13 protein-coding genes are annotated in these 15,906 nt (G+C 63.2%); 10 read left to right on the forward strand and 3 right to left on the reverse strand.

Annotation, left to right across the window (positions count from 1 at the left end):
* Nucleotides 1-82 precede the first annotated feature (82 nt).
* The 3 genes from ACT6QG_RS05575 to ACT6QG_RS05585 are packed head-to-tail and all read left to right on the forward strand — an operon-like array spanning nucleotide 83 to nucleotide 5,029.
* Complete coding sequence (locus tag ACT6QG_RS05575) at nucleotides 83-1,288, forward strand: efflux RND transporter periplasmic adaptor subunit (protein ID WP_444976885.1); 1,206 nt, start codon at nucleotides 83-85, stop codon at nucleotides 1,286-1,288.
* Nucleotides 1,289-1,297: 9 nt separating this feature from the next.
* The gene (locus ACT6QG_RS05580) at nucleotides 1,298-4,423 is read left to right on the forward strand and encodes a multidrug efflux RND transporter permease subunit (RefSeq protein WP_444976588.1); all 3,126 of its coding nucleotides are present in this window, start codon (nucleotides 1,298-1,300) and stop codon (nucleotides 4,421-4,423) included.
* Nucleotides 4,424-4,426: 3 nt separating this feature from the next.
* Complete coding sequence (locus tag ACT6QG_RS05585; protein ID WP_444976589.1) at nucleotides 4,427-5,029, forward strand: TetR/AcrR family transcriptional regulator; 603 nt, start codon at nucleotides 4,427-4,429, stop codon at nucleotides 5,027-5,029.
* Here the strand turns inward: ACT6QG_RS05585 and ACT6QG_RS05590 are convergent.
* Nucleotides 4,944-5,936, reverse strand: a complete 993-nt coding sequence (locus ACT6QG_RS05590; RefSeq protein WP_444976886.1) for a LysR family transcriptional regulator — start codon at nucleotides 5,934-5,936, stop codon at nucleotides 4,944-4,946. The genes ACT6QG_RS05585 and ACT6QG_RS05590 overlap by 86 nt on opposite strands.
* A gap of 142 nt (nucleotides 5,937-6,078) precedes the next feature.
* On the opposite strand from ACT6QG_RS05590, the gene ACT6QG_RS05595 reads away from it, so the two are divergent.
* On the forward strand, nucleotides 6,079-7,590 hold the full coding sequence (locus ACT6QG_RS05595) for a CoA-acylating methylmalonate-semialdehyde dehydrogenase (protein ID WP_444976590.1): 1,512 nt from the start codon (nucleotides 6,079-6,081) through the stop codon (nucleotides 7,588-7,590).
* A gap of 91 nt (nucleotides 7,591-7,681) precedes the next feature.
* On the opposite strand, the gene ACT6QG_RS05600 is transcribed toward ACT6QG_RS05595, so the two are convergent.
* Complete coding sequence (locus ACT6QG_RS05600) at nucleotides 7,682-8,581, reverse strand: LysR family transcriptional regulator (RefSeq protein WP_444976591.1); 900 nt, start codon at nucleotides 8,579-8,581, stop codon at nucleotides 7,682-7,684.
* A 222-nt stretch (nucleotides 8,582-8,803) separates the two neighbouring features.
* Here ACT6QG_RS05600 and ACT6QG_RS05605 point away from each other — a divergent pair, with 222 nt between their 5' ends.
* The 6 genes from ACT6QG_RS05605 (at nucleotide 8,804) to ACT6QG_RS05630 (ending at nucleotide 15,162) form a co-directional block, all read left to right on the forward strand.
* Entirely contained in the window at nucleotides 8,804-10,003 is a 1,200-nt protein-coding gene (locus ACT6QG_RS05605; RefSeq protein ID WP_444976592.1) for an ABC transporter substrate-binding protein, read from the forward strand.
* An 86-nt stretch (nucleotides 10,004-10,089) separates the two neighbouring features.
* Nucleotides 10,090-10,869, forward strand: a complete 780-nt coding sequence (locus ACT6QG_RS05610) for an ABC transporter ATP-binding protein (RefSeq protein ID WP_444976593.1) — start codon at nucleotides 10,090-10,092, stop codon at nucleotides 10,867-10,869.
* Entirely contained in the window at nucleotides 10,869-11,570 is a 702-nt protein-coding gene (locus ACT6QG_RS05615) for an ABC transporter ATP-binding protein (protein WP_444976594.1), read from the forward strand. Before ACT6QG_RS05610 ends, ACT6QG_RS05615 begins: the two co-directional genes overlap by 1 nt.
* A gap of 1 nt (nucleotide 11,571) precedes the next feature.
* Entirely contained in the window at nucleotides 11,572-12,459 is an 888-nt protein-coding gene (locus ACT6QG_RS05620) for a branched-chain amino acid ABC transporter permease (protein WP_444976887.1), read from the forward strand.
* 46 nt (nucleotides 12,460-12,505) lie between these two features.
* Nucleotides 12,506-13,459 carry a branched-chain amino acid ABC transporter permease gene (locus tag ACT6QG_RS05625; RefSeq protein ID WP_444976888.1) on the forward strand — a complete coding sequence of 318 codons (954 nt, stop codon included), beginning with the start codon at nucleotides 12,506-12,508 and terminating at the stop codon, nucleotides 13,457-13,459.
* Between the two features lie 104 nt (nucleotides 13,460-13,563).
* Nucleotides 13,564-15,162, forward strand: a complete 1,599-nt coding sequence (locus ACT6QG_RS05630; protein ID WP_444976595.1) for a GMC family oxidoreductase — start codon at nucleotides 13,564-13,566, stop codon at nucleotides 15,160-15,162.
* A gap of 79 nt (nucleotides 15,163-15,241) precedes the next feature.
* On the opposite strand, the gene ACT6QG_RS05635 is transcribed toward ACT6QG_RS05630, so the two are convergent.
* Nucleotides 15,242-15,904, reverse strand: a complete 663-nt coding sequence (locus tag ACT6QG_RS05635; RefSeq protein WP_444976596.1) for a TenA family protein — start codon at nucleotides 15,902-15,904, stop codon at nucleotides 15,242-15,244.
* Between the last annotated feature and the right edge of the window lie 2 nt (nucleotides 15,905-15,906).

The raw sequence follows: 15,906 nt of genomic DNA on the forward strand, positions 1-15,906 counted from the left end.
TGCCCCGGATGTGATTGCCGTGCATCAGCTCCTTAAAGTGTTTCATTCGCCCCTCACCCGCTTTGCGCTGCCCGCGCTTGCCATGCTCACCCTCACGGCTTGTGGGGATGGGGCAGACCAGCAGGGGCAGGGTGGTATGCCTCCGGCCCAGGTCGGTGTCATCACCGTAGAGCCCAAGACCCTGCCCATTCTCAATGAGCTGCCGGGCCGCATCGCGCCCACCCGCATTGCCGAGGTGCGTCCGCGCGTCTCCGGCATTCTGGTGGAGCGCGTGTTCGAGCAGGGCAGTCTGGTGAAAGAGGGTGACGTGCTCTATCGCATCGATCCTGCCCCCTTCCGGGTGAAGGTGGAGAGTGCGAAGGCCGCCCTTGCCCGCGCCGAGGCCGCGCGGGTTCTGGCCAAGCAGAAGGCGGATCGCCAGACCCATCTGCTTGAGCGCAAGATCGCCAGTGACCAGAGCCACGACATTGCCGTGGCTGAACTCGCGCAGGCCGAGGCCGATGTGGCCGCCGCAAAGGCCGGGCTGGATGCCGCCGAGCTGGATCTCGACTATACCTCCGTGCGCGCGCCCATTTCAGGGCGTATCGGTCGCGCCCTCGTGACCGAGGGAGCGCTGGTGAGCGCAACCGATGCACGCAGCCTTGCCACCATCCAGCAGATTGATCCGGCCTATGCCGATTTCACCCAGTCTGCCAATGAGCTGCTGGCGCTCAAGCGCAGTGCCGAGCAGCGCGTCGCCTCCGAGGGGCGTGACAGCGCGGACGCCGATGCTGCCCGCGTCATCCTGAAGTTCGACAATGGCGACCAGTATGCCCATCCCGGCCGCTTCCTCTTCTCCGAGGCGGCGGTGGATGCCTCCACCGGCCAGATCATCCTGCGTGGTGAGTTCCCCAATCCGAACGGGGACCTTCTGCCGGGCATGTATGTGCGCGTGCAGATCGTGCAGGGCGAGCAGCGTGATGCCATTGCCGTGCCGGAGCGCGCCGTGCAGCGCGATGCTGGCGGCGCCGCGCAGGTCTTCGTTGTCGGCAAGGACAACAAGGCAGAGCTGCGTCAGGTCCGTACCGGTCGCATCATGGATAATCTCTGGGTGATCGAGGAAGGACTGGAGCCGGGCGCCCGCGTGGTCGTCGAGGGTTTCCAGATGCTTGCCCCCGGAGCGCAGGTCACCGCGCATCCATGGCAGGCGGCCAAGGCTGAGGGGCAAGGTGGTGAAGAAGGCCATGCTCCTGCCGGCACGCCGGTGAAGGAAGCCGCCTCCACCGCTGAAACCCCGGCCGGGAAGTGAGTGCGCGCCATGCCCGGATTTTTTATTGACCGTCCCATTTTCGCATGGGTTGTCGCCATCTTCATCATGATTGCGGGTGTACTTTCCATCCCCTTCATGCCGGTGGCGCAATATCCCAACATCGCCCCGCCGCAGATCTCCATCTCCACCTCCTATCCCGGTGCCTCGCCGGAGGAGCTGTATCAGGGCGTCACGCGTCTCATCGAGGAAGAGCTGAACGGCATTCCCGGGCTGATGTATTTCGAGTCCACCTCGGATACGTCCGGCGCGGTGTCCATCAATGCCACCTTTGCGCCCGGAACATCCGTGGCGCAGGCTTCTGTGGATGTGCAGAACCGCATCCGGCGGGTGGAATCGCGCCTGCCGCGCCCGGTGGTGCAGCAGGGCATTCTGGTCGAGGAAGCCGCTTCCTCCTTCCTGCTGGTCGTCTCGCTCATCTCGCAGGATGGGGCGCTGGATGACATCGCCCTGGGTGACTATCTCACCAGGAACGTGTTGAGCGAGCTGCGCCGCCTGCCGGGTGTGGGCAAGGCCCAGCTTTTCGCCACCCAGCGCGCCATGCGCATCTGGGTGGACCCGGACAAGATGGTGGGGCTGCAACTCACCGCAGATGACATCACCAATGCCATTCAGGCGCAGAATGCGCAGGTGGCGGCGGGCCGCATCGGCGCCCTGCCCAATCCCATCAGCCAGGAGACCTCCGCGCCCATCATGGTGAAGGGCCAGCTCGGCTCGCCGGAAGAGTTCGGGGCCATTGTGCTGCGCGCCAACCCGGATGGCTCCACCGTGCGCCTGCGCGATGTGGCGCGGGTCGAGATCGGCGGTGAGGATTACAATTTCACCAGCCGCCTCAATGGCAAGCCCAGCGCCTCCGTGGGCGTGCAGCTTTCCGCCACCGGCAACGCCCTTGCCGTGTCCAGGGCCGTGAACGAGAAGATGGTGGAGCTGGAGCGCTTCTTCCCCGAGGGTGTCCAGCAGTCCATTCCCTATGACACCACGCCCTTTGTCGAGGTCTCGATCAAGAAGGTGCTGATGACGCTGCTGGAAGCAGTCGGCCTCGTCTTCGTGGTGATGTTCCTGTTCCTGCAGAATGTGCGCTACACGCTCATTCCCACCATCGTGGTGCCGGTGGCCCTGCTGGGCACCTGTGCGGTGATGCTGGCGGCGGGCTTTTCCATCAATGTGCTCACCATGTTCGCCATGGTGCTGGCGATCGGCATTCTGGTCGATGATGCCATCGTGGTGGTGGAAAATGTCGAGCGCCTGATGGCCACCGAGGGCCTCTCCCCCAAGGAGGCGACGAAAAAGGCCATGGGGCAGATCACCGGGGCCATTGTGGGCATCACGCTGGTGCTCACCGCGGTGTTCGTGCCCATGGCCTTCTTCCCCGGCGCCACCGGCATCATCTATCGCCAGTTCAGCCTCACCATGGTGGTGTCCATCCTGTTCTCCGGCTTTCTGGCGCTGTCGCTCACCCCGGCCATGTGCGCCAGCTTCCTCAAGCCGGTGCCGGAGGGGCACCATGAGAAGAAGGGCTTCTTCGGCTGGTTCAACCGCAAGTTCGATCGCACGGCGAAGGGCTATCGCGGCGTTGTCGGCTGGGCCATTGATCGTGGCGGGCGGATGATGCTGGTCTATGCCGCCATCCTGCTGGCGCTGGGCTGGACCTTCGTGCGCCTGCCGTCCGCCTTCGTTCCCTCGGAGGATCAGGGCTATCTCATCGTCGATATCCAGGCTCCGCCGGAGGCATCGGGCACGCGTACGCTTGAGGCGGTGAAGCAGGTGGAAGCCGTCTTCGCCAAGGAAAAGGCGGTGAAGGACATCTTCGCCATCCAGGGCTTCAGCTTCTCCGGCAACGGGCAGAATGCCGCCATTGCCTTCGTGGTGCTGAAGGACTGGAAAGAGCGTGGGCCCGAGGACAGCGCGCAGGCCATTGCCGACCGCGCGAACATGCAGCTTTTCGGCATCCGCGATGCGATGAGCTTCTCCCTGTCCCCGCCGCCGATCGAGGGGCTGGGCACCTCGGCGGGCTTCACCTTCCGCCTTCAGGACCGTTCGGCCCGTGGCCATGCGGCGCTGGCGGCGGCCGGAGGGCAGATGCTGAATGCGGCGCGCGGCAGTGCGGCGCTGGCTGGCCCGCGTATCGAGGGCCTGTCCGATACCGCGCAGCTCAATCTGCTGATCGACCGTGAGAAGGCCAACGCCTTCGGGGTGGCGTTCGCGGACATCAACTCCGCCATTTCGGCGAGCCTTGGTTCCGCCTATGTGAATGACTTCCCCAATGCCGGGCGCATGCAGCGGGTGACCGTGCAGGCTGATGCCGAGCGGCGCATGCAGGCCGATGACCTGCTGAAGCTGAATGTGCGCAACAATGAGGGCGGCATGGTGCCCCTCTCTGCCGTGGCGCAGGTGGCATGGGCCAAGGGGCCGGCGCAGATCGTCGGGTTCAATGGTTACCCCGCCATCCGTCTGGCCGGTGATGCGGGGCCGGGGAAGTCCTCCGGTGACGCGATCGCCGAGATGGAGCGGCTGGCCGGCCAGCTGCCTCCGGGCTTCGGCTTCGAGTGGGCGGGCCAGTCCCTGCAGGAGATCCAGTCCGGCTCCCAGGCCCCCTTCCTGCTGGCCCTGAGCGTGCTGTTCGTCTTCCTGCTGCTGGCGGCGCTTTACGAGAGCTGGAGCATTCCCCTCTCGGTGATGCTGGTGGTGCCGCTCGGCGTCATCGGCTCGGTGGTGGCCGTCACCTTGCGGGATATGCCGAACGACATCTATTTCAAGGTCGGTCTCATTGCCATCATCGGTCTGTCGGCGAAGAATGCGATCTTGATCGTGGAGTTCGCCAAGGACCTGCGCAAGGAAGGCAAGTCCATACGCGAGGCTGCGCTGGAGGCGGCGTTCCTGCGCTTCCGCCCGATCATCATGACCTCTCTGGCCTTCATTCTGGGGGTTCTGCCGCTGGCCATCGCGGTGGGCGCCAGCGCCGGCAGCCAGAATGCTATCGGCACCGGGGTGATGGGGGGTATGATATCGGCAACCATTCTGGCGGTGATTTTCGTGCCGGTCTTTTATGTGGTGGTGACGCGCCTGTTCTCCGGCTCAAAGGCTGGAGGTCAGGCTGACCAGGGGCAGGGGGGATAAGGTGTGACGGATAACGGGGGCATCCGGCAGGAACCAAAACAGGGCAAGGGCCAGGGGCTGCATCGCAAGAAGCGGCCCCTGGTGGTCCGCAGCCAGCTCATCTGCGTTGCGGCCCGCCTGTCCGTCGAGAAGGGGCTGCACGCCCTCACCCTCGATGCTGTCGCGCGTGAGGCGGGCGTCAGCAAGGGCGGGCTGCTGCACCATTTTCCCACCAAGCAGGCTTTGCTGGAAGCCTTGCATGATGAATTGCTGGGCCGCTTCGAGAGGCAGTTCAACGCGCTTCTCGAGGCGGACCCGGAACCCCGTGGCCGCTTCACCCGCGCCTATCTCCACGCCAATCTGTGCAAGGCGGAAGATGATGGGGTGGAGTGCTGGAACAGCCTTGTGATGCTGATGATGGGGGAGAAATGGTCTCGCCCGCGCTGGTCCGAATGGCTGAACCAGCGCCTTGCCGAATTGCCTCCGCATGAGCGGAGTGTGGAAATGGAAATCGTCCGTCTGGCGGCGGATGGTCTGTTCTTCAGTGATCTGGCCTGCCCCGGTGTGGCGGTTCATCCGAACCGGGAGCGGGTGCTTGAGGTTCTGGAAGAGATGACGCGGAAATAGGTTCCGGGCAGAAACGCTGCCGCTCCTCGCGGAAGCGGCGCAACAGGAACTCGCGCACGACAGCGATGCGGCGCACCGCATATGTATCGGCATGGGCCAGCAGGTGATAGCTGCGGCGGAAGTGCAGATCAGGCATGATCCGCACCAGGGCCGGCTGGCCGGCGCCATGGCCCTGCTGCGCCGGAACGGCGAAATCATGCAGCACGCCGATCCCCGTGCCCGCCCGCACCGCCTCCATCTGTCCCATCACGCTGGCGCAGCGGAAGCTTTGCCCGGCATGGCGCAGCAGAACGGCGGCATAGTCCAGTGCCGAGGCATAGGACAGATCCTCCACCCCGCCCACCACGATATGGTTTGCCAGATCCTCCTCGCAGGTGGGCGTGCCGTGCCGGGCGAGATAGGAAGGGGCGGCATAGATGCCAAGCGTGTAATCGGTGAGACGGGTGGTGACGAGCCGGCCCTGTGTGGGCCTGTCGAGCACAATGGCAAGATCTGCCTCGCGCCGGGAGAGCGAGAAAGTGCGCGGGAGCGGCACCAGCTCTATGGTCAGCCCCGGATGACGGGCCGCGAGCGCGCCCAGCTCCGCCGCCAGAACATAGTTGCCCAGACCATCCGGCGCGCCGATGCGGACCGTGCCGGAAACATCCTGCTCCTCATCACGAAAGCTTTCGGCAATGCCGAGCACATCGGTCTCGATGCGTTCCGCCACCGGCAGGAGGCGTTCGCCCGCCGCTGTCAGCACCGTGCCTGTCGGGCGACGGTCAAACAGGGGTGCGCCGAGGGCGGCTTCCAGCGCATCCAGCCGCCGGGCAATGGTGGCATGGTTGAGCCGCAGATGTCGCGCTGCCGCCAGCAGCTGCCCCTGCCGCGCCACGGCGAGGAAGACACGCAGATGATCCCAATCCAGCGCATGGTTCATGACTATGATTTCCGCACAACGAATATGGAAGTTTAGGCGTTGCTGTGCAGGAAGTGAAGGGCGAAGCTGTGCGCATAGCCTGGCCCACAAGGGCCGGGTGATACAGATCCCAGGGTGAAGGAAATACGCCATGACGCAGACGAGCCCCGCCACCATTCCCCATTTCATCAATGGCCAGCGTGTCACAGGCACGGGGGAGCGTACGGCGCCTGTCTTCAACCCGGCCACCGGCAAGGAAAGCGGCCGGGTGGTTCTGGCCTCGGCGCAGGATGTGAAAGAGGCAGTGGCCGCCGCCAATGCCGCAGCCCCCGGCTGGGCCGCCACCACGCCGCTGCGTCGCGCGCGCATTCTCAATGCTTTCCTGCGCATTCTGGAAGAGCGGGTCGATACGCTGGCAGAGCTGATCTCCGCCGAACATGGCAAGGTGTTCTCCGATGCCAAGGGCGAGGTGCAGCGCGGCATGGAAGTGGTGGAGTTCGCCACCGGCGCGCCGCAGCTCCTGAAGGGCGAGATCACCGAGGATGTGGGCACCCGGGTGGACAGCCACGCCGTGCGCCAGCCGCTGGGCGTGGTCGCCGGCATCACGCCGTTCAACTTCCCGGCCATGGTGCCCATGTGGATGTTCCCGGTGGCGCTGGCCTGCGGCAACACCTTCATTCTGAAGCCGTCCGAGCGCGATCCCTCCGCCGCTGTTCTTCTGGCCGAATGGCTCAAGGAAGCCGGTCTGCCGGATGGCGTGTTCAATGTGGTGCATGGTGACAAGCTGGCGGTGGATGCACTGCTGGAAGATCCGGATATCTCCGCCATCAGCTTTGTCGGCTCCACGCCCATCGCCCGCTATATCTACGAGACCGCCGCCCGCACCGGCAAGCGCTGCCAGGCTCTGGGCGGGGCCAAGAACCACATGATCATCATGCCGGATGCCGATCTCGATCAGGCGGTGGATGCGCTGATGGGGGCGGCCTATGGCTCGGCGGGCGAGCGCTGCATGGCGATTTCGGTCGCGGTGCCGGTGGGCGAGGAAACCGCCAATGCGCTGATGGCCAAGCTGGAGCCGCGCGTGCGCGCACTGAAGGTCGGCCCCGGCACGGACCCCGAGGCGGAAATGGGCCCGCTGGTGACCCGCGCGCATCTCGACAAGGTGTCGGGCTATGTGGATGCCGGTGTCGCCGAGGGCGCAGAGCTGGTGGTGGACGGGCGCGGCCTGAAACTGCAGGGTTATGAGGATGGCTTCTTCATTGGCGGCACGCTGTTTGACCATGTGACGCCGGACATGCGCATCTACAAGGAAGAGATCTTCGGCCCGGTTCTGGCCGTGGTGCGCGCCGACAATTATGAAACCGCCGCCCGGATGATCAATGAGCACGAGTTCGGCAATGGCACCGCCATCTTCACCCGCGATGGTGATGCGGCGCGCGAGTTCGCCCATGCCATCAAGGTGGGCATGGTGGGCATCAATGTGCCGATCCCGGTGCCGATGGCGTTCCACTCCTTCGGTGGCTGGAAGGCCTCGCTGTTTGGCGATCACCACATGCACGGGCCGGAAGGCGTGCGCTTCTATACGCGCCTGAAGACCATCACCAGCCGCTGGCCGACAGGCATCCGCGCCGGTGCGGAATTCGTCATGCCGACCATGAAGTGATGTTCACGCCCTTGTGAGCCGGATAAGGCGGGTGCTGCGGCATCCGCCTTTTTCCATGGCGCGGGCAGGGGCATATGCCATGCTGGCGCGCTCAGGCGGCGACGAGCAGATGCCCAAGCCGGGCCATGCCATCACGCAGAAAGGCCATGACAGCCCTTTCGCGCGGGGACTGGATATTGTCGCGATGGCAGTTCAGCCAGTAGGAGCGGTGGATCTGGAGATCTGCCCCGAGCACTTCGACAAGATCATCATAGCGCCGCGCCATATAGCTGGGCAGCACGCCAAGGCCGAGGCCATCGCGCACCGCGCTGAGCTGGTTGAACAGGCTGGAGCATTTGATCTGTGCCCGTACGGCCGAATGCACCTCCTCAAGATAGTCCAGCCCGGATGAGAAGATCATCTCCTCAATATAGCCGATGAAACGGTGCCCCGGCAGCATCTCCCTGTCTGTAATGGGAGGGTGGCGGGCCAGATATTCCCGCGCGCCATAGACCCGCAGCGTGTAATCGGAGAGCTTCTCGTGGTGATAGGGACTGGCGCGAATGGGGTCGAGCGTCACCGAGATGTCGGTCTCGCGCCGGGAGAGGGAGGTGATCTGCGGCAGGGCCACCAGCTCGGGTTGGAGATTGGGGAACTGGGTGGCAAAGCGCACCAGAAGGCCAGTGGTGAAAAAACTGGCAAATCCCTCCGGCATGGCGATCCGCACAATGCCGCGCTGAATCTGCGCATCTCCTGAAATCGATTCTTCCAGACGCCGGGTTTCCGCCTCGATTCGCTCCGCCGAAGCCAGCAGGCGCCGCCCGTGAGAGGTGAGTTCATACCCGCGCGGGTTCCGCTCGAACAACCTCAGTTTCAATGACTGTTCCAATCTGTCCACGCGTCGTGAAACGGTGACATGGCTGGTACGCAGCTGCCGCGCGGCGCGCGAGAGCTGGCCAGCGCGCGCAACAGCTAGAAAAAACTGCAAATCGTCCCAGGCGAAGTTTGTCATTCCCACCCTTCATGTTCATTTTTGTACAGATGCTGTTCCAAAATAAGGCGAAGCATGCTCTTGCATCAATGCTGATATGCGTAGATCGTATAGGGCGAATGACGCAAACAGCGTCGTCGAACCTGCATAAGTATCGGCTGCATAATCATGCAGCCCGGCGCGAAGCCCGCGAAATGAAAGATCGGCAGGGGTTCTTGGGAGGAACATATGAACAAATTTTTCATGACTGCGTCTGTGGTTGCTCTCGCTGCTGCTGCAACCTTTGCATCACCAGCCATGGCGGAAGTGTCCAACGGCAAGGTCAAGATCGGCATTCTGAACGACCAGTCCGGCGTGTATGCCGACTTCGGCGGCAAGTACAGCTATGAAGCCGCGAAAATGGCGGCGGAGGATTTCGGCGGCAAGGTTCTGGGTGCGCCGATCGAGGTCATCACCGCCGACCACCAGAACAAGGCCGATATTGCCGCCAATATTGCCCGCCAGTGGTATGACATTGACGGCGTTGACGCCATCATGGAACTGACTTCTTCTTCCGTCGGGCTCGCCGTGCAGGCGCTGAGCAAGGACAAGAAGAAGATCACCATCAATACCGGCGCCGCAACCGATGAGCTGACCGGCAAGCAGTGCTCTCCCTATGGTTTCCACTGGGCCTATGACACCAACGCCCTGGCCCGCGGCACCGGCGGTGCGCTGGTGAAGGAAGGCGGCGATACCTGGTACTTCCTCACGGCGGACTATGCCTTCGGCCATTCGCTGGAAAACAGCACCGGTAATGTCGTGAAGGAAAATGGCGGCAAGGTCGTCGGCTCGGTCCGCCATCCGCTCGCCACGACGGATTACTCCTCCTTCCTTCTTCAGGCGCAGTCTTCCGGTGCAAAGGTGATCGGCCTTGCCAATGCCGGCATGGATACGCAGAACGCCATCAAGCAGGCCTCTGAATTCGGCATCACCCAGGGTGGCCAGCGCCTTGCCGCCCTTCTGTTCACCCTCGCGGAAGTGAACGGTATCGGCCTTGAGAATGCGCAGGGCCTGACCCTGACCGAAAGCTTCTACTGGAACCGCACCCCGGAGACAGCGGAATTCGGCAAGCGCTTCTTCGAGCGCACCGGCGCCTATCCGAACATGGTGCATGCCGGCACCTATTCGGCCGTGTTGTCCTATCTGAAGGCGATCGAGGCCGCCGGTACCGATGATACCGATGCTGTCGCCAAGAAGCTGCATGAGCTGCCGGTGAACGATGTGTTCGCCAAGGGTGGCAAGGTTGCGCCGAACGGTCGCATGATCTCTGACGTGTATCTGCTGGAAGTGAAGAAGCCCGGCGAAAGCAACATCCCGTGGGATTACTTCACCGTTCTGGCGACCATTCCCGGTGATGAAGCCTATATGGACCCGGCCAAGTCGGGTTGCCCGCTCGTCAAGTGACGTGGGCGCGGGGCGGATGGCATGGCTCTGTCCGCCCGCAGCTTCTGAATTCGCACAGGTCAGAATTCGCACAAGGCGGATGACAAATGAACACCACTCCTGCGAAAGCAGTTGAGGATGGGCGGGTTGTGCTGTCCGCACGCGGGCTGGGCAGGGACTTTTCGGGCTTCACGGCGGTTAACAATGTCGATCTCGACATTCGCCACGCCCGCATCCATGCCCTGATTGGTCCGAACGGCGCCGGCAAGACCACCGTCTTCAACCTGCTCACCAAGTTTTTGCCCCCCACGCGCGGCACCATCAACCTGCTGGGTACCGATATCACCCATATGAAGCCGGACCGGGTGGCGCGCATGGGCATGGTCCGCTCTTTCCAGATCTCGGCCGTGTTTCCCCATCTCACCGTGCTGGAGAATGTGCGCGTGGCGTTGCAGCGTCCCGCCAATCTGGCCACCCAGTTCTGGATGCCCGTTTCCGTGCTCGACCGGCTGAACGGGCGGGCGGAGGAACTGCTGGAAAATATCGGCCTCATGCAATATCGCGATACCCGCGCGACCGATCTGTCCTATGGCCGCAAGCGCGCCCTGGAAATCGCCACGACACTGGCGCTGGACCCGGAAGTGCTGCTGCTGGACGAGCCCATGGCCGGCATGGGCCTGGAGGATGTGCAGATCGTGGCCGACATCATCCGCACCGTGGGCAAGGACCGCGCCGTGCTGATGGTGGAGCACAATCTCTCGGTCGTCTCCGATATCTGTCACCAGGTCACCGTGCTCCAGCGCGGTGAAATCATCGCTTCGGGCGATTACGCAACCGTCTCCCAGGACAGCCGCGTGCGCACCGCCTATATGGGGACCGAGGACTGATGGCGCCACTTCTCAACGTTTCCGGGCTGCATGCCTGGTATGGCGAAAGCCACATCCTTCACGGGGTGAATCTTCATGTCGATGAAGGCGAGATGATCTGCATTCTCGGCCGCAACGGCATGGGCAAGACCACCACCTTGCGCACCATCATGGGCCTTCTGCGCAAGCGTACGGGTGAGATGACCCTGCGCGGCAGGAATCTCATGACCATGCCCCTGCATCGCACCGCCCATGCCGGCCTTGGCTTCGTGCCGGAAGAGCGGGGCATCTTCGCCACCCTCTCGGTGGAGGAGAACATGATGCTGCCCCCGGTGGTTGCACCCGGCGGGATGGAGCTGGAGGAAATCTACACGCTTTTCCCCAATCTGAAGGAGCGGCGCAACAGCCCCGGCACCAAGCTTTCCGGTGGCGAGCAGCAGATGCTGGCCATGGCGCGCATCCTGCGCACGGGGGCCAACTGCATCCTGCTGGATGAGCCGACCGAGGGGCTCGCCCCGGTCATCATCCAGCGCATTGGCGAAGTGCTGGTGGAACTCAAGAAGCGCGGCATGACCGTGGTGCTGGTGGAACAGAATTTCCGCTTCGCCTCGAAGATCGCCGATCGCTTCTATCTGATGGATCACGGCCAGATGGTCGCGGAGTTCCCCGTGTCGGACCTGCCTTCACGCATGGAATTCCTGAACAAGGAGCTGGGTGTCTGACATGATCATGATCCTCGGCGTGCCGCTTCAGGCATTGCTCGGCCAGCTTCTGGTCGGCCTCATCAACGGCTCCTTCTATGCGCTGCTCTCCCTTGGGCTGGCGGTCATTTTCGGGCTGTTGCGCGTCATCAACTTCGCCCATGGGGCGCTGTACATGCTGGGCGCGTTCACCGCGCTTCTGCTGTTCTCCCATCTGGGCATCAGCTACTGGTTCGCGCTGGTTCTGGCGCCGCTCATCGTCGCGCTGTTCGGCATGGTGGTGGAGCGCACGATGCTCTCGCGCCTCTACAAGCTGGACCATCTCTATGGCCTGCTGTTCACCTTCGGCCTGGCGCTGACCATTGAAGGCACGTTCCGCTATTTCTTCGGTGCGTCCGGCCAGCCTTATGCCGTTCCCCCGGCGCTGCAGGGGGGCACCAATCTGGGCTTCATGTTCCTGCCCATCTATCGTGGCTGGGTGGTCATCGCCTCGCTCGTGGTGTGCGTGGGCGTGTGGTTCCTCATCGAGAAGACGCGGCTTGGCGCCTATCTGCGCGCGGCGACGGAAAACGCCACGCTGGTGCAGAGCTTCGGCATCAATGTGCCCCTGCTGCTGACCCTGACCTACGGGCTGGGTGCGGCACTGGCCGGCCTTGCCGGTGTGCTGGCGGCGCCGATCTATCAGGTGAGCCCGCTCATGGGCACCAACCTGATCATCATCGTGTTCGCCGTGGTGGTCGTGGGTGGCATGGGGTCCATCATGGGGGCCATCTTCACCGGCTACATGCTGGGTATCGCCGAGGGGCTGACCAAGGTGTTCTACCCGGAAGCCTCCAATATCGTCATCTTCGTCATCATGGCGATCGTGCTCATCCTGCGTCCTGCGGGTCTCTTCGGAAAGGATGCCTGACATGTCCGGAAAGACCGAAACCACTGTCAATGCGGGCACGCCCGCCATGCAGAACGCCTCTGTCGTGCGCAGCGGCCTGCTTCTGGTCTGCCTTGTGTTTCTGCTGGTGGCCCCCTTCTTCATCTATCCCATCTTCCTGATGAAGATCCTGTGCTTTGCCCTGTTCGCGGCGGCCTTCAACCTGCTGCTGGGCTATACCGGCCTGCTCAGCTTCGGCCATGCCGCCTTTTTCGGGGGCGCGGCCTATTTCACCGCCCATGCGGTGAAGGTGTGGGGCCTGCCGACCGAGCTGGGGCTTCTGGTGGGTGTTGCGGGTGCATCCGTTCTGGGGCTCATCATCGGCCTCATCGCGCTGCGCCGGCAGGGCATCTATTTCACCATGATCACGCTGGCTCTGGCGCAGATGTTCTTCTTCTTCTGCCTGCAGGCCAAGTTCACCCATGGTGAGGATGGTATCCAGTCCGTTCCGCGCGGCTATGTTCTGGGCATGATCGATCTCAACAACACGATCAACATGTACTATTTCGTGGCGTTCGTGTTCGTGGTCGGCCTGCTCATCATCTGGCGGTTCGTCAACTCGCCCTTCGGCATGATCCTGAAGTCCATTCGCGAGAATGAAAGCCGTGCCATTTCGCTGGGTTACTCCGTGCATGGCTACCGGCTTGGCGCATTCGTCATGTCGGCGGCCCTGGCCGGGCTGGCGGGCGGGCTGAAGGCCCTGGTGTTCCAGTTCGCCACCCTGACCGATGTGGGCTGGCAGATGTCCGGTGAGGTGGTGCTGATGACCCTTCTGGGTGGCATTGGCACACTGGCCGGGCCGCTGGTGGGCGCAGGACTTGTGGTATCGTTGCAGAACTACTTCGCCACGTCCGATTTCCCGGTCACCATCATCACCGGCATTGTCTTCATGGTCTGCGTGCTGCTGTTCCGCAAAGGCATTGTCGGCGAGTTTTACGCCTCGAAACTGGGACAGAAGTTCGGCTTCAGGCTGGATCGCTGAAAAGTCGGGAGGGCGGCCCGCAGCCTCCCTCCCGGCCCCCTGTCACCCATGCTGATGTCCGTGGCCTGCGCCCGGCATCATGGCGGGCATTAGAGATATCCAGTATGGAAAACTTTGATTACATCATCATCGGCGCGGGCAGCGCCGGATGCGTGCTGGCCAACCGCCTCTCTGAAAATCCGCGCAACCGGGTGCTGGTGCTTGAGGCAGGTGGGAATGACAATTACCACTGGATCCATATTCCGGTGGGCTATCTCTACTGCATCGGCAATCCGCGTACGGACTGGTGCTTCTCCACCGAGGAGGAGCCGGGGCTGAACAACCGTTCACTGGCCTATCCGCGCGGCAAGGTTCTGGGCGGCTGCTCCTCCATCAATGGCATGATCTACATGCGGGGGCAGGCGGCGGATTATGACCACTGGCGGCAGCTGGGCTGCACCGGCTGGGGCTGGGATGATGTGCTGCCGCTGTTCCGCCGGCAGGAGGACTTCCATCTCGGTGAAAGCGAGCTGCATGGCGCGCGCGGCGAGTGGCGGGTGGAAAAGGCCCGTGTGCGCTGGGATGTGCTGGATGCCTTCCTTGAGGCGGCAGTGGAGGCCGGCATTCCGCGCACGCCGGATTTCAATACCGGGACCAATGAAGGTGGCGGCTATTTCGATGTGAACCAGCGTCATGGCATTCGCTGGAACGCCACCAAGGCCTTCCTGCGCCCCGCCATGAAGCGGCCGAACCTGGAGGTGCGCACCCATGCGCAGGTGGAGCGGCTGCTGATCGAGAATGGTGAGGTGGTGGGCGTGCGCTACCATCACAACGGGCAGCCGCGCGAGGTGCGGGCCGCCCGGGAGGTGGTGCTTTCGGCCGGCGCGGTGAATTCACCCCATGTGCTGGAACTGTCCGGCGTGGGGCAGGCGGATGTGTTGCAGGCAGCCGGCATCACGCCACGGGTGAATGTGCCCTCCATTGGCGAGAACCTTCAGGACCATCTGCAACTGCGCCTGATCTACAAGGTGCAGGGGGTGGCCACCCTGAATGAGAAGGCCTCCAGCCTGATCGGCAAGGCCTCCATCGGTCTTGAATATCTGTTCAACCGTTCCGGGCCGATGGCGATGGCGCCGAGCCAGGTGGGCATCTTCACCCGCTCCGGCCCGGAGAAGGCCACGCCGGATCTGCAATATCATGTGCAGCCGGTGAGCCTCGACAAGTTTGGTGGCGGGGTTCATCCCTTCCCGGCGATGACGGCCAGCGTGTGCAATCTGCGGCCGGACAGCCGGGGCTCCATTCATCTGCGCAATGCGGATTTCCGCAATGGACCTTCCATCCGTCCCAATTATCTGTCGGCGAGGAGCGATCAGGAGGTCGCGGTGCGGGCCATTCGCCTCACCCGTCACATTGCCGCGCAGCCGGCCTTCCGCAAGTTCCAGCCGGAAGAATATCGTCCGGGACCGGAGTATCAGACCGATGCGGATCTGGTGAAGGCGGCCGGGGATATCGGCACCACCATCTTCCATCCTGTCGGCACCTGCCGGATGGGGGCCGATGACGGCGCGGTGGTGGATGCCCGCCTGCGGATGAAGGCGCTGGGGGGCTTGCGTATTGCCGATGCTTCCGTGATGCCGACCATCACCTCCGGCAACACCAACTCCCCCACCCTGATGATTGCCGAAAAGGCCGCGCAGATGATTCTGGAGGATGCCAGAAGCTGAGGCATGGGGCAGGTGGATGAAGAAAAAGGCCGCGCCGTTGCCCCGGTGTGGCCTTTCTGTTTTCAGTGGTCCGTCGTTGTCAGCGGCCCAGATCCAGCCCCATTTGCCAGAAGTCCGCCTCCAGTCGCGTGGCCTTGGCGAAGATCGCGGCCAGTTCGCTGAAGCGCTGTTCTGTCATGGAGCGGGCGGCCAGTTGATCCAGATGGCGGCGCGCGGCAGAGGCCACACCCTGATAGGCCTCACCCGCATATTCAAGAATCCATTCCCGATAGGGATGATCTCCCGGCAATTCGCGTCCATTGGCGGTGAGCGCATTGCCAATCTCGGCATAGCCGATGACGCAGGGAGCCAGCGCCACATGCAGTTCGAGCAGGTCTCCGGCCGCCCCGCAATCCAGCACATAGCGGGTATAGGCAATGGTGGCCTGATGCTCGGGCGCAGCGGCAATATCGGCCGGGGAAAGCCCCCAGCGCCCGCACAGGCGCACATGCAGCTCCGTTTCGTTCAATATGCCTTCAAGGGCCGCCTGCGCCGCGCGGATATCCTCAAGCGTGCGGCTCTTGTAGGCCGCCAGCGCCCAGGCGCGGGAGAACTGGATGAGGAACAGATAGTCCTGCACCAGATATGTGCGGAAGGCGTCCTGCGGCAGGGTGCCCGCACCCAATTGGCGGACGAAGGAATGGTCCACATAGCTGCGCCAGTCATCCGCCGCCGCGGCTTTCAGACGGTCGAAAATGTCCATGT

The sequence above is a fragment of the Haloleucobacter ellipsoideus genome (genome assembly GCF_052491725.1).

Bases quoted from the DNA above. Each gene is read 5' to 3' on its own strand.
- ACT6QG_RS05625 (WP_444976888.1), top strand. From the start codon at position 12,506: ATGCAGAACGCCTCTGTCGTGCGCAGCGGCCTGCTTCTGGTCTGCCTT.
- ACT6QG_RS05635 (WP_444976596.1), bottom strand. From the start codon at position 15,904: ATGGACATTTTCGACCGTCTGAAAGCCGCGGCGGCGGATGACTGGCGC.
- ACT6QG_RS05620 (WP_444976887.1), top strand. From the start codon at position 11,572: ATGATCATGATCCTCGGCGTGCCGCTTCAGGCATTGCTCGGCCAGCTT.
- ACT6QG_RS05575 (WP_444976885.1), top strand. From the start codon at position 83: ATGCTCACCCTCACGGCTTGTGGGGATGGGGCAGACCAGCAGGGGCAG.
- ACT6QG_RS05605 (WP_444976592.1), top strand. From the start codon at position 8,804: ATGACTGCGTCTGTGGTTGCTCTCGCTGCTGCTGCAACCTTTGCATCA.
- ACT6QG_RS05630 (WP_444976595.1), top strand. From the start codon at position 13,564: ATGGAAAACTTTGATTACATCATCATCGGCGCGGGCAGCGCCGGATGC.
- ACT6QG_RS05610 (WP_444976593.1), top strand. From the start codon at position 10,090: ATGAACACCACTCCTGCGAAAGCAGTTGAGGATGGGCGGGTTGTGCTG.
- ACT6QG_RS05595 (WP_444976590.1), top strand. From the start codon at position 6,079: ATGACGCAGACGAGCCCCGCCACCATTCCCCATTTCATCAATGGCCAG.
- ACT6QG_RS05615 (WP_444976594.1), top strand. From the start codon at position 10,869: ATGGCGCCACTTCTCAACGTTTCCGGGCTGCATGCCTGGTATGGCGAA.
- ACT6QG_RS05600 (WP_444976591.1), bottom strand. From the start codon at position 8,581: ATGACAAACTTCGCCTGGGACGATTTGCAGTTTTTTCTAGCTGTTGCG.
- ACT6QG_RS05580 (WP_444976588.1), top strand. From the start codon at position 1,298: ATGCCCGGATTTTTTATTGACCGTCCCATTTTCGCATGGGTTGTCGCC.